Origin of the sequence: Thioclava sp. F1Mire-8, assembly GCF_002213165.1 — a bacterium.
Classification (GTDB): Bacteria; Pseudomonadota; Alphaproteobacteria; order Rhodobacterales; family Rhodobacteraceae; genus Thioclava; species Thioclava nitratireducens.
On the sequence record NZ_NBNY01000003.1, the window covers coordinates 77,844 to 97,156 of the forward strand.

Here is a 19,313-nt window from a genome sequence, read left to right on the forward strand (position 1 = left end):
GACGACTAAAGGGAGCGAACCATGTCGAGCTTTATCGCCAACACCAAAGACATGCAGTTTGTGCTGCATGACCTGCTCAAGGTTTCGGATTCGGACGTGCCGGGTTACGAAGAAATGGACCGCGACTTCACCGAAGCCGTTCTCGACGCTGCGGGCAAGGTCTCGTCGGAGGTGCTGGCACCGCTGAACGAGGTGGGCGACAAGGAAGGCTGCGTGCTCGAAAACGGCGTGGTCCGCACGCCCAAAGGGTTCGACAAGGCGTTCGAGGCGATGAAAGAGGGCGGCTGGACCGCGCTCGACTGCGATCCTGAATTCGGCGGTCAGGGCATGCCCTACCTGCTGAACTGCGCGGTGGGCGAGATGTTCGTCTCGGCCAACATGGCCTTCAACATGTACCAGGGCCTGACCCACGGCGCCTATTCGGCGATCCACACCCACGGCACGGACGAGCAGAAGCAGACCTATCTGCCGAAGATGGTCACCTGCGACTGGACCGGCACGATGAACCTGACGGAGCCCCATTGCGGCACCGATCTGGGTCTCATGCGCACCAAGGCCGAGCCGCAGGATGATGGCTCCTACGCGATCACCGGCACCAAGATCTTCATCTCGGCGGGCGATCATGACCTGTCGGATAACGTGATCCACCTCGTGCTGGCGAAAGCGCCGGGCGGTGGCGAAGGCACCAAGGGCGTCTCGCTCTTCATCGTGCCGAAATTCCTCGTCAACGAGGACGGCTCGCTGGGCGAGCGCAACTCGCTCTCGGTCGGCAAGCTCGAAGAGAAGATGGGCATCCACGGCAACGCGACCTGCGTCATGAACTACGACGGCGCGAAGGGCTGGCTGCTGGGCGATCTCCACAAGGGGATGCGCGCGATGTTCACCATGATGAACGAAGCGCGTCTCGGCGTCGGCCTTCAGGGCTATGCCGTGGCCGAAGCCGCCTATCAGGAAGCCGTGGCTTACGCGAAGGACCGCATTCAGGGTCGCGACGTGACCGGTGTGAAGGCGCCCGAGAAGGCCGCCGATCCGATCATCGTGCACCCGGACGTGCGCCGGATGCTGATGGACCAGAAGAGCTTCGTAGAGGGCGCCCGCGCCTTCACCTTCTGGGGCGCGCATCTGATCGACCGCTCCCATGCGCTCAACGACGCCGAAGCCGAAGGTCTGATCTCGCTGATGACCCCGGTCATCAAGGGCTTCCTTACCGACAAGGGCTTCGAGACCGCCGTCTCCGCGCAGCAGGTCTTCGGTGGCCACGGCTATACCGAGGACTGGCCGATGTCGCAGCATGTGCGCGACGCGCGCATCGCGATGATCTACGAGGGCGCCAACGGCATTCAGGCACTCGACCTCGTGGGCCGCAAGCTCGCAGCCGACGGTGGCAAGCACGTCATGGCCTTCTTCGAGATGGTCAAGGCAGAGTGCAAGTCGCATGACGACGATGAGCGGATGAAGCCCTTCACCGATGCGCTGAAGAACGCCTCCAAGCAGCTTCAGACCGCGGGCATGTTCTTCATGCAGAACGGCATGAAAAACCCGAACGCGGCGCTGTCGGGCAGCTATGACTTCATGCACCTGATGGGCCACGTCTGCCTCGGCCTGATGTGGACGCGGATGGCGAAAGCCGCCTTCACCGCGCTCGACAACGGGGCGTCGGACACCGCCTTCTACGAAGGCAAGATCGCGACGGGCCGCTACTACATGGCGCGTCAGCTTCCCGCCTGCGCCATGCATCTGGCGCGGATCGAGAGCGGTGCGGACCCGGTCATGGCGCTGACCGACGACCAGTTCTGAGACGAACGGATCAAACGAAAATGAACGGCGGGCCTCGGCCCGCCGTTTCAATTTTCGATCACCGCCATGTCAGGCGAAGTGTAGCGCCGGGCGATTGTTTTGCGGCCATGCAGGTCTAACCTCGGAATCTCAACCGAGACACGATTCCCGCCGAGCCCCGCCGCCATGTATCTCAATAACGCAGAAACCCACCGCCGATACGATGCCGCGCTCGCAGAGCTGCGGGCGCGGGGCGTGTTCCGCTCGACCCGCCCTTCCATGAGCGCGCGGGTACTGCATTGGCTGGGTTTCGAGCCGCGCCCGATTCCCTATCTCGACTGGAAGCAGAACCTGCTGATCTTCGGCGCCGGGTTCGCGGTGGCGCAGCTCCTCGTGGATCATCTGCTGAGCGCGACGGAGGGCATGTCCTACGCGCCGCATCTGGTAACGCTGGTAATCTCGGCGCTCGCCTTCGGGGCACTGATGGCGCTGTGGCAGATCCACCGCAAGAACAAGCTCGGGCTGAGCGATTGGGACGACCTCTAGGCGCGGTCCCGATGCTTGGCTTCGGAGCAAGGGCGGTCTGGTCAGCGCGCAGGTTTCTTCCTAAGCTGCGCGCAACTGACGCGCCTTCCCGCGCTACATTGCCCCGGAGCCTGAATGCCCAAACGACTGCGCCTGACCCGTCGCTTTCCCGTCGCCATGACCAATGACGCCTATCGCAGCCTCAACCGCTTCGCGCAGGAGGCGGAAATCACGCCCGACGAGGCGCTGACCTTCCTGTTCGAGCATTTCAACTCCGTCACCCACGAGGAAAATCTCAACCACCGCCTGCGGCTGTTCAAGGCCGAGCTTGGCGAGCGCAAAGCCTGATTTCGAAAGGACATCCATGACCCGCCTGTCTCTCGCTTTCGCTGTCGCATCCCTTGCCGTCTCGGCCCTGCCCGCCTTTGCCTTCGACTCCGCCGACCGCAACGCTGTCACGCAGGAGGTCGCGGGCTTCACCAAGGCGGTGGAAGAGAAGGACTACTCGGTCTTCTTCGACACGGTGCCGCCGAAGATGATGCAGGCCATCGCGGATCAGACGGGCGTACCGAAAGAACAGCTCGAAGAGATCATGCGCAAGCAAATCAACGACGCGATGGCCTCGGTCACGATCGACGAGTTCGAGATGAACACCAACGAAATGAAAACCGGCGAGACGTCTTCGGGCCGGGCCTACGCGCAGATTCCGACATCGACGGTGATGGAGGTGCCCGAGATGGGCAAGGTGCGCTCGACCAATACCACGCTGGCGCTGCAGGATGGCGAGGAATGGTATCTTGTGCGCATCGACAGCCCGGCGCAGATCGCGGTATTGCGCAAGGTGTATCCCGATTTCGAGGGAATCGAGTTTCCCAAGGGAACGATGCAGGCGGTGCGCTAACCGCACCGCTCCTCTCGCTTTTTCCGTGCTTTCCGTTCACGTCCGTTCACCTCTCGCAACGGAACGTCACCCTCTCCCTCGCGTTGGACGCAACGTCGTGATCGAATGACGTTGCGGCGGAATGCCCACGAGGGGCTTACGTTCGCGTCACTTAGGGGCCAGATTGGCATCGTGATCAGGGAGGACCGCAACGAATGGCGGCACAACTTTATTGCTTCGGAGAGTCGGGGAACGCGTACAAGGCGGCGCTGACGATGGAATTGGCGGGCTACGACTGGGAGCCGGTCTATGTCGATTTCTTCAACGGCGAGGCGCGCAGCGCCGAATACCAGGCGCTGAACGAAATGGCCGAGGCGCCTGTCTTCAAAGAGGGCGACCTGACCCTGTCGCAATCCTGCGTCATCCAACTTCACATCGCGGAGCAGACCGGCAAATTCCTCGCCGAGGACCGCAACGAAATGCTGCGCTGGATGTTCTGGGATGCGCAGAAAGGCTCGGGCCAGCAAGGCGGGTTGCGCTTCCTGATGAACTTCCTGCCCGAAGACAAGCGTCCGCAAGAGGCGATCGGCTGGCTCAAGGGCCGCGTGCTGACCGCGATCAAGACGCTGGAGAAACATATGGAGGGTCGCGACTGGGTCGTCGGCGACCAGCCCAGCTTGGCCGATTTCGCCTGCTGCGGCTATCTCTACTACCCCGAGCCCTTTGGGTTCGACCGCAAGGAATTCCCCAATATCGACCGTTGGCTGGATGGCATTGCTGCCCTGCCCGGTTGGAAACACCCCTATGATTTGATGCCCGGCAATCCTTCCGACCGGGCGTGAGGAGGAACCATGACGGAAGCCTATATCTATGACGCAGCCCGCACTCCGCGGGGCAAGGGCCGCAAGGACGGCTCCTTGCACGAGGTCAGCTCGGTCGCGCTGTCCGCGCGGCTGCTGAACGCGGTGGCCGAGCGCAACAACCTCGAAGGCCATGCGGTCGAGGACGTAATCTGGGGCAACGCGACCCAGGTGATGGAGCAGGGCGGCTGCCTTGCGCGCTCGGCGGTGCTTCTGTCGGATCTCGACGAGCGCATCCCGGGCCTGTCGATCAACCGCTTCTGCGCCTCGGGCATGGAAGCGGTGAACCTCGCCGCGAACCAGGTGCGCGGCGGCGCGGGCATGGGCTATATCGCAGGCGGCGTCGAGATGATGGGCCGTGTCGCGATGGGCTCGGACGGCGCGGCAATCGCCGTGGACCCGTCGCTCGCGATGAAGACCTATTTCGTCCCGCAGGGCATTTCGGCCGATATCATCGCCACCGAATACGGCTTTAGCCGCGAAGACGTCGACGCGCTCGGCGTGGAATCGCAGCGCCGTGCGGCGGAGGCGATCAAGGAAAACCGTTTCGCAAAATCCATCGTGCCGGTGAAGGACCAGAACGGTTTGACCATTCTCGAGCAGGACGAATTCCCGCGTCCGGGCACGACGATGGAATCGCTCGGCAGCCTGAAGCCGTCCTTCAAGGAAATGGGCGAGGTCATGCCCGGCTTCGACAAGGTCGCGATGCTGAAATACCCGCACCTCGATCACATCAACCACGTCCATCACGCCGGCAACTCCTCGGGTATCGTGGACGGAGCGGCCGCCGTGCTGATCGGCAACAAGGAATTCGGTGAGGCGCATGGCCTCAAGCCGCGCGCGCGCATCCGCGCCACCGCGAAGATCGGCACCGATCCGACGATCATGCTGACCGGCCCGGTGCCCGTGACCGAGAAGATCCTCGCCGATTCGGGCATGTCGATCTCCGACATCGACCTGTTCGAGGTGAACGAGGCGTTTGCTGCTGTCGTGCTGCGCTTCATGCAGGCCTTCCAGGTCGACGCATCGAAGGTCAACGTCAACGGCGGCGCGATCGCGCTTGGCCACCCGCTCGGCGCCACCGGCGCGATCATCATCGGCACGCTGCTGGACGAGCTCGAACGCCGCGACCTGAACACCGGTCTGGCCACGCTCTGCGTTGCGTCCGGCATGGGCGCCGCGACCATCATCGAGCGCGTGTGAGGGAGGAACAAATGGCTGATTTCAAATACGAACTTGGCAGCGACGGCGTTGCCGTCATCACTTGGGACGTGCCCGAGAAGTCGATGAACGTGATGAGCATGGAGGGCTTCGCGCTTCTCGACAGCTTCATCGACAAGGCGCTGGCGGATGACGCCGTGAAGGGTGTCGTCATCACCTCCGGCAAGCCCGATTTCGCGGGCGGCATGGATCTCAACGTCATCGCGCAGATGCGCGAAGGCGGCGCTCAGGCGATCTTCGACGGGGTGATGCAGATGCACCATGTCCTGCGCAAGATCGAGCGCGCCGGCATGGTCCCGAAGACCAACAAGGGCGGCAAGCCGATCGCAACCGCGATCCCCGGCACCGCGCTCGGCATCGGTCTGGAACTGCCGCTATCGACGCACCGCACTTTTGTCGCGGACAATCCGAAGGCGAAGATTGGCCTGCCCGAGATCATGGTCGGCATCTTCCCCGGCGGCGGCGGCACCACCCGTGTCTCGCGCAAGCTCGGTGCGATGGCGGCGGCGCCCTTCCTGCTGGAAGGCAAGCTCTCGGACCCCAAGAAGGCAAAGGCCGCGGGCCTGATCGACGAGGTCGTCGAGGATCCGCTGGCCTCCGCGAAGGAATGGGTGCTGAACGCCAAAGACGCCGATCTGGTCAAACCGTGGGACGCGAAGGGCTTCAAGATGCCCGGCGGCGCACCCTATCACCCGGCGGGCTTCATGACCTTCGTCGGCGCTTCCGCGATGGTGCATGGCAAGACCGCGGGCGTCTATCCGGCGGCCAAGGCGCTTCTGTCGGCGGTCTATGAAGGCGCGCTCGTGCCCTTCGATCAGGCGATCAAGATCGAGGCGCGCTGGTTCACCAACGTTCTGCTGAACCCGTCGTCGACCTCGATGATCCGTTCGCTCTTCATCAACAAGGGCGCGCTGGAGAAGGGCGCGAACCGTCCCGACGTGCCGGACCAGAAGGTCAAGAAGGTCGGCATCCTCGGCGCGGGCATGATGGGCGCAGGCATTGCCTATGTCTCGGCCAAAGCCGGTATCGAGGTCGTGCTGATCGACAACAGCCAGGAGGCCGCCGATCGCGGGAAGTCCTATTCCGAGGGCATCCTCGACAAGGGCATCTCGCGCAAGAAGGTCACCGAAGAGGGCAAGGCCAAGACGCTGGGCCTGATCAACGCGACCACGGATTACGCCGCGCTTGAGGGTTGCGACCTGATCGTGGAAGCCGTGTTCGAAGATCCGGGCGTCAAAGCCGAGGTCACCAAGAAGGCCGAAGCCGTGATTCCGCAGGATGCGATTTTCGCGACCAACACCTCGACCCTGCCGATCACCGAGCTGGCCAAGGCCAGCGCACGCCCCGAGCAGTTCATCGGCATCCACTTCTTCTCGCCCGTCGACAAGATGATGCTGGTCGAGATCATCAAGGGCGCCGAGACCGGTCCGGTGGCCGTGGCCAAGGCGCTCGACTTCGTGCGCCAGATCCGCAAGACGCCGATCGTGGTGAACGACGCGCGCTTCTTCTACGCCAACCGCTGCATCATCCCCTATATCAACGAGGGGATTCGCATGGTGGCCGAAGGGGTGAACCCGACGCTGGTGGAACACGCCGCGACTATGGTCGGCATGCCGCTCGGACCGCTGCAGCTGGTAGACGAGACCTCGATCGACCTCGGCGTGAAGATCGCGAAGGCCACCAAGGCGGCGATGGGCGATGCCTATCCCGATGAGGCGGTCGATGACGTGCTGTTCTGGATGGCCGACGAAGGCCGGATGGGCCGCAAGTCGAACGCGGGCTTCTACGACTATGACGACAAGGGCAAACGCCAAGGCCTCTGGGAAGGTCTCGACGCCAAGTTCCCGCGCGCCGACGAGCAGCCCGACGTGCATCACGTGCAGCATCGCCTGCTGATGGCGCAGGTGCTGGAAGCCGTGCGCGCCTTCGAGCAGGGCGTGCTGGAGGACATCCGAGAGGGTGACGTGGGCGCGATCCTCGGCTGGGGCTTCGCCCCGTGGTCGGGTGGCCCGTTCTCGTGGCTCGACATCCTCGGCGCCGGCAAGGCGGTGGAGATCTGCGAGGCGCTCACCGCGCAATACGGTCCGCGCTTCGAAGCCCCCGCCCTGCTGCGCGACATCGCAGCCAAGGGTGACACCTTCTATGGTCGTTTCGGCGACGGTCAGGCCGCGAAAGCCGCCTGATCCGACGGCGCCAGAAAACCAGAACGCCGGGACCGAAAGGCCCCGGCGTTTTTCTATGCGCGCGCCTTCCTCTGCGCCGAAGCGTTCGCCTATTCCCGGGCAAAGGAAAACGCCGCACCCTGGTCTGGGGTGCGGCGTTCGGCCTGTCAGAATTTCAGGAGGGGATCAGGCCGGGCTATCACTCTGCCGCGTAAGCATGTGCGGTCAGATCTTCGTCGATCAGCCCCGCGACGATCGAGCGCGCCATCTCGAGCGACAGCGTCTCGTAGTTCGGGCCTGCATCATCGTCGAAGAGCGCTTCGAGCCGGTGGCTGTTGACCGAACCGCAATGGACCATGCCAGAACCATTAGCGTAGACGATCTCCTCCTCCTCAAACTCCAGCACGATCACGTCGATCGGACGGTGGGGTGTAATCCGATCGATCCCGCGATAGCCTTCAAGTGCCGAAGCGGGGATCACGGCGAAGGGGTCACCGTAAATTGCCTCGGCCATGTCGCTTTCCACCATCATGTTCTGTTCAGGCAAAAGCAGCATCGGGGTTTTGTTGCCCAACGCGCCGACCGGCACGGCGAGCGGCTTGCGATGGTCCGGGCAACGCCCGTGACCGAGCCAGAGTTGAGTCCGTTTGACGTCCGCGACGGGACGCAGGCCACTGTCGAAAGTCATGACCATGTCACCGGCTGCGATCGCTTCCACCGGGCGCCAGCCCATGGCGGTGGCGATGCGCGTTCCGGCGACGATTCCCGACGCAGCTCCGTTGTCGAGCATTCGCCCGGAGGTTGCGCCCGCCAGAGCGGTATCAAAGGCGCAATCGTCGTCCCAGGTCGTCGTTGCACTGCGGGTCATGTCGGTCTTCCTTCTGAAAGTCGGCGAGGCCATTTCTTGGTCCTACCCAGATCAATTGATTCCTAGGGAGTTTCCGGGGCCGAAAGGTGACCGAAATGTGGCAAACCTATACTTTCGGACAGTAAGTTGCTCACGGACCCGTGATTGACCTATCTTTTTGGATAGGGGACACGCTCGATTGACCTATCTTTTTGGATAGGGGCGCGTTCACCGCCCGTAAGAATGGCCCAAAATGCGTCGCAATCTGCAATCGCGCGAAAATTTAGAATCGGTAACCGAACCGCGCGATGTCTTCGGCACAGAGTTTTGAAACCGCTTCAGCGTCGGCATCCGAAAAATACTCGCGCCAGTTGCGCTTCCGCGCGGAAATGTTGGATCGCGCGAAGGGCGTCACGGAAAACCCCAGATGCGTCGCGAGGGGTGCGGCATCGGCCTCTACATCTTCAAGGCGAATATAAAGGTCGCAAATCTCCTCCCCGTCCGGCAGCCGCATGTAGCTGCCATAAGGGGCCGCCGCGAGCGATGCCTGGGTGTGCGGATGGTTTATGAAGTCCGAAAAGCTGAGTGACTTTGCTAACGCCGCGGCCGGATGCGCCATCTGCTGCTCGCGCAACCAGTGGTAGTAGCTGACGACCCGATCCCACGGGTTCCGCACAAGTGTGAAAGTGAAATAGGCCCGAGCCTGCTCTTCCGTATAGAGCCCCAGCCCGTCGCTCAGCGTGGAATGCTTCCAAAGCCGCCCTCGCGTCTCGCGGCCCGCCAGCCTGCGTTTGCGCCGCTGCGCCTTGGGCGTGTCTCCGATCAGAAGATCGTCCGCCATGGCGCGGCCCTCCAGCGCGAGCGTCAGCGCCGTGCCGCCCGTCTTCGGGATGTGAACGAAGATATAGCGACGGCCATGCGAAACGATCATGCGCGAGACACTATCTCTGACGAAAGATGACGCAAACCCTCTTTCCTTTCGCGCGGAGCCGCCTGAAGATGCCCGAACAATTGAGGAGGAGGTTTTCATGGGCTGGCTTGCCGACGAGACGGGTTTGGAGAAATGCGCGGCGAATTACGCCCCGCTTACACCTTTGTCGCATCTCAACCGCGCGCTGGAGGTCTTCCCCGAGCGACCGGCGGTGATCTACGGCAGCCGCTCTTATAATTACGTCGATTACCACGCGCGCGTGAGCCAGCTCGCCTCGGCGCTCAAGGCGCGCGGCGTGAACTCTGGTGACGTGGTAGCGACGATCCTGCCCAACACCCTGCCCCAGATCGAAGCGCATTTCGGCGTGCCCGCCTGCGGCGCGGTGCTGAACGCGATCAACACACGGCTCGATGTCGATACCGTCGCCTATATCTTCGAACATGGCGGCGCGAAGATCGTGCTCTGCGACGTGGCCTTCCTGCCGGTGGCCGAAGAAGCCGTGAAGAAGATGAAAGGCCCCGCGCCGCAGATCGTGGAGGTGGCCGACCCCGATCACGGGTTCGAGCCGACCGGGCATTACCTCGAATACGAGGCGCTGGTGGCCGAGGGGGACCCGATGTTCGACTGGATCATGCCGGAGGACGAATGGGAGAGCATCGCGCTCAACTACACCTCCGGCACGACCGGCAAGCCCAAAGGCGTCGTCTATCACCACCGTGGCGCCTATCTCTCGACGCAGGCGAACGCGATCTCGTGGCGGATGCAGCTTTACCCGGTTCTGCTGACCATCGTACCGCTGTTCCATTGCAACTCCTGGACCCATAGCTGGATGGCCCCGATGATGGGCGGCACGGTCGTCGGCTGCCGGGATGTGACCGCGAAGAACATCTATGACGCGATCGCCGATCACGGGGTGACGCATTTCGGTGGCGCGCCGATCGTGCTCAACACCATCGTCAACGCCAAGGACGAGCATCGCCGCCCCTTCGATCACGTGGTCGAAGTCTTCACCGCCGGCGCCCCGCCGCCCGCCTCAACGCTGGCCGCGATCGAACCGCTGGGGTTCAACGTCACGCAGGTCTATGGGCTGACCGAAACCTACGGGCCTGCCGTCGAATGCACCTGGAAGCCCTCCTGGGACGGCGCAACCGGCGAGGAACGTGCCGAACTGAAGGCGCGCACAGGCGTGTCGATGCCGATGCTCGAACAGGTCACCGTTCACGATCAGGGCAAGGAGGTCGCCCGCGACGCTCAGCATCTGGGCGAGATCGTCTTCCGCGGCAACATGGTGATGAAGGGCTACTTCAAGAACCCGCAGGCAACGCGCGAGGCCTTCGAGGGCGGCGTGTTCCACTCCGGCGACATCGCCTTCATGCATCCCGACGGCTACATCAAGATCACCGACCGCGCGAAGGACATCATCATCTCGGGCGGGGAGAACGTCTCCTCGGTCGAGGTGGAAGGCGTGATCTGCGCCCACCCGGCGGTCTCGCTCGCCTCGGTCGTAGCGAAGCCCGACGAGACCTGGGGCGAGGTGCCCTGCGCCTTCGTCGAGCTGAAGGAGGGCAAGGAGGCGACGGAAGAGGAGTTGATCAAGTTCTGCCGCGAGCGGCTCGCGGGCTTCAAGACGCCCAAGCGCGTGGTCTTCTCCGAACTGCCGAAAACCTCGACCGGGAAGATCCAGAAATTCGAGCTGCGGGCCGTGGCCAAGCTGCTCGACGCGTAGGTCTTTCTTCTACGCGTGCGCGCGCCCGCGCGAGGGCGCGCGTAAAAGGCTCAGCTTTCGCTCTCGGCGCAATGCTGGCGGAAGGCGCGCGACAGCATGTCCAACTCGGTGCGCAGCAGGTCGATCTCGGCGCGCAGATCACCCGCGAGCGGCGCGCCTGCTACCAGAGAGAAGCGGTCGATCACCTCGCCATCCGATTTGCGGCAGACGAGGAAGGTCAGCACCCCCTCACTCAGCAACTCCGCCGGGATCGGCTGCGAGAGGCGCCAGTCGCCCGGCTCGCCAGTCAGCAACAGCCCTTCCAGCACCTCGCCCTGATGGCGCACCTCAAGATCGGGCGCCTCTTTCTCGTGGCTCACCGCCTCCCAGCGCCCGGCCTTGATCCGTGAATTTTCCAGCATCCTCGCCTCCGTCACAGCTCGGCGCGCGGGTAGCGCGCGAAGGTGAGATCGCGGATCACCACCTCGTTCATCCGTGGGTTTTCGAAAATCAGGTCGACCCATACCTTTTCCAACCGCCGCTCGTTCATCCGCGTATAGGCCAGATCGAATTCGACATAGCGCGCGCCCTCGCCTTGGGGCAATTCGCGCACCAGCTGCTCCGAATTGGGGCCGTGCTTGATGTTGAGGCGGCAGAACACCTCCAGTTCCCGCTCGCACTCCAGCTGCATCTCCAGCCGGATGAGATGGTTGAGTTGCAGCCCGCCAAGCGCCGCATCGGGTAGGTCGAGCACCAGCGACAGGAACGAGCCTTCGAAGCGCAGCACATCGAGCCGCAGCCCGAACGGCGCGAGCGTCTCGCCCTTGGTATTACGGATCTGGCGCAGCGTTATCTCGGACCGAGGGCAGTCATGGAACAGGGTGAGGTCATCGCCAAGCTTGTCGCGACTTTGCGCCCCCGCGACACCGTGCGGATGCGCCTTCACCCGCCAGAGCAGCGGACGCCACGCCCAGTCACTGCCGGCGGGCTTGCGAACCGACGTATCACCGGGAAAGGCCGTCAGCCGCTGCTCGGTCGCGCGGAGCACCGTGTCGAGCTCGTTGCGCAGCGCGCGCGCCCGGGCGCGCAGACTGCGCAGTCCATCAGGCCCAAGCGTGGGCACCGTGGACGCCGCATCGCGCCAGCGCCGCAAGCTGCGCCGCTCGGCAATCCGTTGCAACAGCGATCCGCCGTTTCGCCCCGCCATGTCCCGCCCTTCTTTCCCGTCCTGCCGTTGCCGCTTGCGGCATCACAGCAGTTATTCCTTATCACCGGGTTCTGAGAAAGGGAAATTTCCGGGCGAAGTCATCATGTTCCGGCGTGGCGACGCGCGCTTGGAGCGTCACGTCCGCACGGTCAGTTCGCGGCGCGGATCGCGGCGATGAATTTCTCCAGCAACTGGCGCTGCTGGGCGTAGCTCAATTCGCCTTCCTTCAGCGGCATAACCGACAGCGCGGTGATCCGCCCGCCAAGCGCGGTGACGCCCCGCAGATAGGTCTTGGCGATCGGCGGCCCGCCGGTGCCGGAGCGATCCTCGACCCGCAGCAGCAAGGTGCCATCGGCGATATCGGTGCCCTTGATAGTGACGTCGCCCGCCTCGCCAGATCGCGACAGCGCCGCCCGCCCAATCTCGGAATGGAAGAAATCGCCGATCTTCTTGAGCCGATCCCGTGACAGCTTGCCGGAGCCATCCTCCAGCGCGGGCGGCCCGACGGTGACGCTCAGCAGCGCGGGCTCTGGCGCATGAGCATCCTCGGCATTGCGCGAGATTGCAGCGCAATTGCCGAACAGCGCGAACCCCCCCGCACCGGAATTGCGCAGGCTTTTCGGATCGACGCACCAGCCCTTCGGCGCGGCTACCGTCAGCGCGCCATTCGCGAGGGTGGTGCGGGCTTTTGCGACCTGCGCCGAACCGAAGGCTGTCGGCTGACACCCCGCCAGCAATCCGGTGCCCCCCAGCGCGAGGGCGAGGGGGGCCAAAAGACGCGACGAGCGGTGTTTGACAGCAGAAATCATGAGTTTTGAGATAGCCTCAGGGCCCTCAACGCGCAAGTCTGCCGGGGCTCGCCGCACTGCGGCTGCGCGGGGTTCAGCCCAATGTGATCCGACGCGCAGCTGCCGCGCCATCCTCCGGATCGTGGCTGACCATCAGGCAAGGGATCCGCTCGGCCGCGAGATGCCGCAGCGTGAAACTGCGGATCTCGGCCCGCAACTCCGCGTCGAGCGCGGCGAAGGGTTCGTCGATCAACACCGCGCGGGGCCGGGCAAGCAGAGTGCGCATCAGCGCCGCACGGGTGCTCTGCCCGCCCGACAGCGTCGCCGGATCGCGATCAGCCATGCCCGCAAGCCCAGCCTGTTCCAATGCCGCCTCGACCGCCGCGCGCCGGGCCGCCTTGCCCTTCACCTGCCCGGGCAACCCGAAGGCCAGATTGTCGCCCACCGAGAGATGTGGGAAAAGCTGCGCCTGCTGAAACAGCATCCCGATGCCGCGTTTCTCGGCGGGCAGCTGCGTGACGCTTTCGCCATCGAGCAGCACATCGCCCGAGGCCGTGAACCCACGCGACAGGTGCCCGCCGATATGGGCGAGCAGGCTTGACTTGCCGATCCCGGACGGCCCCATCAGGCAGACGGTCTCTCCGGGCGCCACGACCAGCGACAGCGACGCGAAGAGCGGCGCGGAGGCGCCGGGCGCGGTCAGGCTCAGATCGATCAACTCGAGGCTCATGCCACTCCTCCGCGCAACCCGCGCCGATTGCGATGCCACCATGCCGGCACGGCGAGCGCCAGCGCGAAACCCAGCCATGGCAGCGCCGCCTGCATGAGCGCGAGGATCGCGGCCAGCCGCCGATCCGCCCCCGAGGCCAGCGCGACAGCTTCAGTCGCCAGCGCCTGAACGCGCCCCGCCCCGGGCAGCAGAACTGCGAGATATTGCGCGACCGACACCGCGACCCCGATCGCCGCCGCCGCGCAGATCGGGCCCAGCAGCATCGGCAGCTTGATCCGCAGCAGGCGTCGCGTCGGCCCGGCCCCGAGGCTCGCCGCACTGGCGAGATGCGCCGGGTCGAGCGCGCGCCACGGCCCGGCCAGCGCGATCATCACATAGGGAAAGACGAACAGCAGTTCGGCCCATGTCACCGCGACCGGCCCGGGCGGCAGGCCGAGCCAGAGGAACCCCGTCGTCAGCCCCTGCAGAAACCCGATCTGCGGCAGCAAAAGCGGCAGGACGATCAAGGCGCCGAGCGGCAGGCGCTTGCCGGAGCGATCCTCGCTTTCCAACCAGAGTATCGCGAGGATCAGCGCCAGCCCGGTCGAGACCAATGCAAGGGACAAGCTTGTCAGAGCGGGCCCTGCCCAATCCGCGCTGGCCCAGCGTTTGAGCGTCAGATCGGCGGGCATGGCATCGGGAAAGCGCCAGAAGCTCGCGAGGCTCCACAGGATCAGCGCGCCGAGCGATCCGATCGCCAGCAGACCGCCCGTCCCGATCAGGCCAGCGCCGCTCCAGTTTCGCCGCGAGGTGCCGCGATGCCCAGCGCGGATCGCCGTCTTGCCCAGCCGTGCCACCGCGCGCTCGCCGGCCATCCAAAGCGCCGCACTCGCCCCCATCACCGCCAGCAGGATCACCGCCAGCGTCGAGGCGGGCACCGCCTGCGCGGGATCCGGCGCGCCGTAGAGTCGCAGGATCCGCACGGCCAGCGTCGGCGGGTTCGACGGCCCAAGGATCAGCGCCATGTCCACGACCGACAGCGAGAAGGCCAGCACGATCAGCACCGGCAGCCGCAGCGCCGGGTACAGCTGCGGCCAGACGATCCGCACCCAGACGCGGCCCGGCGCATAGCCAAGCGCGCGCCCCGCCGCCATCTGCGCCGCCACCGGGCGCTGCGCGGCGGCGACCAGCGTCATCAGCGTCAGGAACGGCACCTCTTTCAGCATCAGCCCGAGGATCAGCGACACCCCCCACGGGTCGCCCACAGTGACGATCTGCGGCGGCAAGTCCCAGCCAGTCACCCAGGGCGAGATCAACCGCGCGGCCCAGCCCGAGGGCGCGATCAGGAAGGCCAGCCCGATCGCCAGCGCCGCATGGGGCACCGCGAGCAGAGGCGTCAGCCAGCGCGACGCCGATTGCCGCGTCACCAGCCAGCGCGCGAGCGGGATCGAAGCCGCAAGCGACAGCAGCGTAGCCCCCAAACCGGTCACCAGCGTCAGCCGCAGCGAGGTGAGGATACCGGGCGCGGCCAATGCCTCAGCGAAACCGTTCCAGCCCAGCGCGACGCGCCCCAGCCCCGGCTGCCAGCCAAACGCGGTCGCCAGCGTCAGCGCCGCGCCCAGCAGCACTGGCGCGCCGATCACCAGCGTCAGGATCGCCCCGGCGAGCCGCATCGGAACCTCACTTCGTGTAGCGCTGCGCCCAGTCCTCGGTGAGCTTGGTCATCCAGCTCGGGTGCGGCTCGGGCAGGGTCGAGCCCAACTCCTCCAGCGTCGGCAGCGCGGGCGCGGTGGGCAAATCAGCGAAGGCCTGTTTCGCCGCCTCGTCCAGCTTCGCCGGATCGAGCACCGAGAAACTTCCCAGCACGCGGATGTCCTGCATATGGGCCTGCGTGGCCGGATCGAGCAGGAAATTTGCGACCAGCTCCGCCCCCGCCTGATGCGCCGCGTTATAGGGAATCGCGACGTAGGAGATATTCCCGATCGTGCCGCCTTCGGGCACCCAGACGCGGACAGAGGGCGGCAGCACGCCCTGCTCGATCATCGCGGCGGGCGCGGCGGGATCGAAGAACATCGCGAAATCGACCTCGCCATCGGCCAGCAGTTGCGCCTGCACGCTTTCGTTCTCGGGGAAGGATTTGCCTTCGCGCCACATCAGCGGGCGCAACGCATCGTACCACGCCCAGAGCGGCGCGGTTTCCTTGGTATAGGCCTCGTCCGTCACGGGCTGCGACAGCGCCGCCGGATCGGGCGCCAACTCGACCAGCGCCTGCTTGAGGAAGCTCGCCCCCATGAAATTCGACGGGTTGGGATGGGTGAAGCGGCCCGGATGCGCCTTGGCCCAATCCAGAAGCCCCGCCATATCCTTCGGCGGTTCGTTCACCCGCTCCGCATCGTAGGCGAAGGCGAATTTCGCAAGCCGCCACGGGCTCTCATAGCCCTCGGTCGGCACGGTGAAATCGGTCGTGGCCGCCGAGCCTTCCGACAAGTCGAGATATTTCGCATTGGGCAGATCGCTCACGAACGGCCCATGCAGCAGCCCCGCGACCTTCATCGCCAGAAAGTTCGGCCCGTTGATCCAGATAAGGTCCACCGCGCCGCCGTCATCCTTGCCTGCCGCCTTCTCGGCCTGCACGCGCGAAACGGCTTCGGCAGTGTCGGACAGCTTCACCTGCTCGACCGTGACGCCGTATTTCTCCTGCATCTGATCGGACACCCAGTCGATGAAAGCGTTGGTGCGCGGATCGCCGCCCCAGGCGTTGAAATAGACCGTCTGGCCCTTCGCCTCAGCCTGCGTCTGCGCCCAATCGGCGAAGGCGGGCGCAGCGAGCGGCAGCGCGAGACTCGCGGCAAGAACCGGGGCGGCAAGGAGGTTTCTCATACTCTCTCCGTTCAGGAAAACGCCCGCCAGCCCATCAGCCAGCGGGTCACGGTGGTCACGAAACAGGCGGCGGCGAAGATCCCAGCAAGGATCGGGAAGGCTTGCGGAAACAGGCAGATCGCCGCGAAGAACAGGATCGTCTCGGCGCCTTCGGTCAGCCCGCCGAGGTAGTAGATGCCCTTGGTCGGATAGGCGTCGGTGCTCATCCCGCGCTTGGCGGCGATCGAGGCGAAGGCGAGAAAGCTCGATCCGGTGCCGACGAAGGCCGCGATCAGGATGGAAGCGGCGAGCGCGTTACGGGCCGGATCAGCCAGAGCGAAGCCCACCGGGATCAGCGCGTAGAACAGAAAATCCAGCGCGATATCGAGGAACGCACCGCGATCGGTCGGCCCCTTGATGCGGGCAATAGCCCCGTCGAGCCCGTCCGCGACCCGGTTGATCAGGATCAGCGCCAGCGCCAGCCAATAGGCGTGGAACGCCAGCGCCGGAATCGCGAGCAGACCCAGCGCGAAGCCCGCCACCGTCACCTGATCGGCGCGGATACCGCGCGCGGCCAGCGCCTCGGCGGGAGGCTGCATCATGGCACGTTGCAGCGGCAGGAGAGCAGCATCGATCATCCGCGCCTCCAGGTCATGAAACGCTCGGCGATCCGCAGCGTGCGCGGGTTCACATGAGCCTGCCGCCAACGCCCGGCGGCGTTCTTCGCGGCCTCCGACCAGCTCGGATAGATATGCGGCGTCGAGAGAATCTTGCCCAATCCCAACCCGTGCCGCATCGCCAGCGCGAATTCCGCCAGCACCTCGGCCGCATGCGCTCCGCAGACCGTGGCACCAAGGATCTTGTCCGAGCCCTTCGCGGTGAGAATCCGCACGAAGCCCTGTCCCGCGCCTTCGGCCAGCGCCCGGTCCAAATCGCCAAGCGGATATGTCGTGACTTCGTGATGCACGCCCTCCGCCTCGGCTTCTGCAGCTGTCATCCCCACCCGCGCCAGTTCGGGCGTGGTGAAGACCGCATGCGGGATCGGCGCGGCGTGGGCCTTGAAGCGCCAGAACGGCGAGGCCAGCGAATTCGCCGCCGCGATCCAGCCCTGATGGCCCGCGGCGTTGGTAAGCTGCAAGGGCCCGGCCACATCGCCTGCGGCGTGGATATTGGGCATGAGGGTTTCGAGGTAGTCGTTGGTCTCGATCACCTTGTTTGCCGGAATGCCCAGTTCCTCCAGCCCAAAGCCTTCGAGCCGCGCCTTGCGTCCGACCGCGACCAGCAGCGTGTCGAATTGAATCTTGGAGCCGTCTTCCAGCTCCAGCCATTTGCCTCCATCCGCGCTGGACTCGTCCCGCCCGAAGCGGATCGCCTTCGCACCAAGCTTCAGATCGACCTCATCGGCGCGCAACGCGGCCGCGATGGCGTCCGAGGCCTCGGTATCTTCACGGATCAACAGCCGCTCCGCCGCCTCGACGACCGTCACGCCCGCCCCAAGCCGCGTCAGCGCCTGCGCTATCTCGCAGCCGATCGGGCCACCGCCAAGGATCACCATCCTCTCGGGTGGCGCAGGCATCGCAGCGAGCGCCTCCCACAGCGTGTCCGAGGTCAGGGGCTCGACCGATCCGATCCCCTCGATCGGCGGGATCACCGGGGCCGCGCCGGTCGCGAGCACGACGCCGCGCGTCGTCAGGCGCTGGTCGCCCACGCGCACGGTCCACGGGTCTTCCAGTCGCGCATGGCCTTCGATCACCTCGACGCCCAAACCTTCATAGCGCTCCACGGAATCATTCGGCTCAATCTGCGCGATCACCTCGGATATCCGCCGCGTCACGACGGGCCAATCGACCGAGACATCCGCGCGCACGCCCAGCGCCTCGGAACCGCGTGCCACACCCACAGCCCTCGCCGAGGCAATCAGCGCCTTCGACGGCACGCAGCCGAAATTCAGGCAATCGCCGCCCATCGGGCCGTCCTGCACCAGCGTGACTTTCGCCTTCGCTTGGGCCGCGACATAGGACGCCACAAGCCCCGCCGCCCCTGCGCCGATGACGATCAGGTTGCGGTCGAACTTGGCCGGGCGCTCATAGCCGCGATAAGCGCGCTTGCGCGCCCAGAATCGTAGCGCCGCGCGCGCCACCCACGGAAACACCGCCAGCGCCGCGAAGGCACCGAGCAGACCCGGCGAGACGATCCCCGACAGACTGTTCAGATCGCCCAGCTGCGCCCCCGCCGCGACATAAACGGCCGTGCCGGGCAGCATGCCGAGCTGCGAGACGGCATAGAACTTCCACGCCTTCATCCGGGTCAGCCCGAAGGCGAGGTTGATGACGAAGAACGGCACGACCGGGATCAGGCGAAGCGAGAACAGATAGAATTCCCCGTCGCGCGCGGCGCCTTTCTCGATCTTCGCAAGCCGTGGGCCGAGCCGCCCGCGCACCCAGTCGCGCATCAGGTAGCGCGCGACCAGAAAGGCCAGCAGCGCCCCGATGGATGACGCGAAGGAGATCAGCACCAGCCCCTGCCAGAATCCCAGCAGCGCCGCGCCCAAAAGGGTCAGCCAGACCGCAAAGGGCAGCGACAGCGCCGTAACGACAACGTAGGTGACGAAGAACCCGATGGGCAGCGCCAGCGGATGCGCCTCGCGCCACGCCGCGAGACTGTCGCGCAGGGCGCGCAGCCGTTCGGGGTCGGGATCGGCCACCAGAAAGGTCGCGATCACCGCCACAGCGATCAGGCCAAGGAATATCAGAGGTTTGCGCATGGTCCTCCCGTGGGTGACGCCCCAGTGATAGAGGCGATGCGATCTTTCCCCAAGTCGTTTCACGCGCGGATTTCGTTAC

18 protein-coding genes are annotated in these 19,313 nt (G+C 65.1%); 8 read left to right on the forward strand and 10 right to left on the reverse strand.

Annotated features, from left to right (window positions below; translation table 11 throughout):
• Nucleotides 1-21 precede the first annotated feature (21 nt).
• From B6V75_RS11765 to B6V75_RS11795, 7 genes are all read left to right on the forward strand, one after another.
• Entirely contained in the window at nt 22-1,797 is a 1,776-nt protein-coding gene (locus B6V75_RS11765; RefSeq protein WP_088719820.1) for an acyl-CoA dehydrogenase C-terminal domain-containing protein, read from the forward strand.
• Nucleotides 1,798-1,962: 165 nt separating this feature from the next.
• Complete coding sequence (locus B6V75_RS11770) at nt 1,963-2,322, forward strand: DUF6404 family protein (protein WP_088719821.1); 360 nt, start codon at nt 1,963-1,965, stop codon at nt 2,320-2,322.
• Nucleotides 2,323-2,436: 114 nt separating this feature from the next.
• Nucleotides 2,437-2,649, forward strand: coding sequence for a hypothetical protein (locus B6V75_RS11775; RefSeq protein ID WP_075775372.1), 213 nt, complete (start codon nt 2,437-2,439; stop codon nt 2,647-2,649).
• 16 nt (nt 2,650-2,665) lie between these two features.
• A complete protein-coding gene (locus B6V75_RS11780; protein WP_088719822.1) occupies nt 2,666-3,202 on the forward strand; it encodes a hypothetical protein in 537 nt (178 codons plus the stop codon).
• Nucleotides 3,203-3,396: 194 nt separating this feature from the next.
• On the forward strand, nt 3,397-4,023 hold the full coding sequence (locus B6V75_RS11785) for a glutathione S-transferase family protein (protein ID WP_075775370.1): 627 nt from the start codon (nt 3,397-3,399) through the stop codon (nt 4,021-4,023).
• Nucleotides 4,024-4,032: 9 nt separating this feature from the next.
• Nucleotides 4,033-5,244 carry an acetyl-CoA C-acetyltransferase gene (locus tag B6V75_RS11790; protein WP_075775369.1) on the forward strand — a complete coding sequence of 404 codons (1,212 nt, stop codon included), beginning with the start codon at nt 4,033-4,035 and terminating at the stop codon, nt 5,242-5,244.
• 11 nt (nt 5,245-5,255) lie between these two features.
• Entirely contained in the window at nt 5,256-7,445 is a 2,190-nt protein-coding gene (locus B6V75_RS11795) for a 3-hydroxyacyl-CoA dehydrogenase NAD-binding domain-containing protein (protein ID WP_088719823.1), read from the forward strand.
• A gap of 178 nt (nt 7,446-7,623) precedes the next feature.
• On the opposite strand, the gene B6V75_RS11800 is transcribed toward B6V75_RS11795, so the two are convergent.
• Together B6V75_RS11800 and B6V75_RS11805 are read right to left on the reverse strand one after the other, a co-directional pair.
• A complete protein-coding gene (locus B6V75_RS11800) occupies nt 7,624-8,292 on the reverse strand; it encodes a Hint domain-containing protein (RefSeq protein ID WP_075775367.1) in 669 nt (222 codons plus the stop codon).
• 262 nt (nt 8,293-8,554) lie between these two features.
• Nucleotides 8,555-9,202 carry a sulfotransferase family 2 domain-containing protein gene (locus B6V75_RS11805; RefSeq protein ID WP_088719824.1) on the reverse strand — a complete coding sequence of 216 codons (648 nt, stop codon included), beginning with the start codon at nt 9,200-9,202 and terminating at the stop codon, nt 8,555-8,557.
• Nucleotides 9,203-9,299: 97 nt separating this feature from the next.
• Here B6V75_RS11805 and B6V75_RS11810 point away from each other — a divergent pair, with 97 nt between their 5' ends.
• The gene (locus B6V75_RS11810; RefSeq protein ID WP_088719825.1) at nt 9,300-10,928 is read left to right on the forward strand and encodes an AMP-binding protein; all 1,629 of its coding nucleotides are present in this window, start codon (nt 9,300-9,302) and stop codon (nt 10,926-10,928) included.
• A 50-nt stretch (nt 10,929-10,978) separates the two neighbouring features.
• Here the strand turns inward: B6V75_RS11810 and B6V75_RS11815 are convergent, their stop codons facing one another.
• The 8 genes from B6V75_RS11815 to B6V75_RS11850 all read right to left on the reverse strand — a co-directional run bounded on the left by B6V75_RS11815 (nt 10,979) and on the right by B6V75_RS11850 (nt 19,234).
• Nucleotides 10,979-11,329, reverse strand: a complete 351-nt coding sequence (locus B6V75_RS11815) for a hypothetical protein (protein ID WP_075775364.1) — start codon at nt 11,327-11,329, stop codon at nt 10,979-10,981.
• Nucleotides 11,330-11,340: 11 nt separating this feature from the next.
• Nucleotides 11,341-12,114 carry a DUF6478 family protein gene (locus B6V75_RS11820; protein ID WP_088719827.1) on the reverse strand — a complete coding sequence of 258 codons (774 nt, stop codon included), beginning with the start codon at nt 12,112-12,114 and terminating at the stop codon, nt 11,341-11,343.
• Nucleotides 12,115-12,263: 149 nt separating this feature from the next.
• On the reverse strand, nt 12,264-12,923 hold the full coding sequence (locus B6V75_RS11825) for a hypothetical protein (RefSeq protein WP_088719828.1): 660 nt from the start codon (nt 12,921-12,923) through the stop codon (nt 12,264-12,266).
• A gap of 73 nt (nt 12,924-12,996) precedes the next feature.
• Nucleotides 12,997-13,632: an ATP-binding cassette domain-containing protein gene (locus tag B6V75_RS11830; RefSeq protein WP_088719829.1), complete on the reverse strand. Its 636-nt coding sequence runs from the start codon at nt 13,630-13,632 to the stop codon at nt 12,997-12,999.
• Entirely contained in the window at nt 13,629-15,284 is a 1,656-nt protein-coding gene (locus B6V75_RS11835; protein WP_088719830.1) for an ABC transporter permease, read from the reverse strand. Before B6V75_RS11835 ends, B6V75_RS11830 begins: the two co-directional genes overlap by 4 nt.
• A gap of 7 nt (nt 15,285-15,291) precedes the next feature.
• Nucleotides 15,292-16,491 (reverse strand): ABC transporter substrate-binding protein, encoded by a 1,200-nt coding sequence (locus tag B6V75_RS11840; RefSeq protein ID WP_088719831.1) that lies wholly within the window; start codon nt 16,489-16,491, stop codon nt 15,292-15,294.
• A gap of 11 nt (nt 16,492-16,502) precedes the next feature.
• Nucleotides 16,503-17,108, reverse strand: a complete 606-nt coding sequence (locus B6V75_RS11845; protein WP_075775359.1) for a CDP-alcohol phosphatidyltransferase family protein — start codon at nt 17,106-17,108, stop codon at nt 16,503-16,505.
• On the reverse strand, nt 17,105-19,234 hold the full coding sequence (locus B6V75_RS11850) for a bifunctional TVP38/TMEM64 family protein/FAD-dependent oxidoreductase (RefSeq protein WP_088719832.1): 2,130 nt from the start codon (nt 19,232-19,234) through the stop codon (nt 17,105-17,107). The genes B6V75_RS11845 and B6V75_RS11850 overlap by 4 nt, the downstream gene beginning before the upstream one ends.
• Nucleotides 19,235-19,313: the final 79 nt, after the last annotated feature.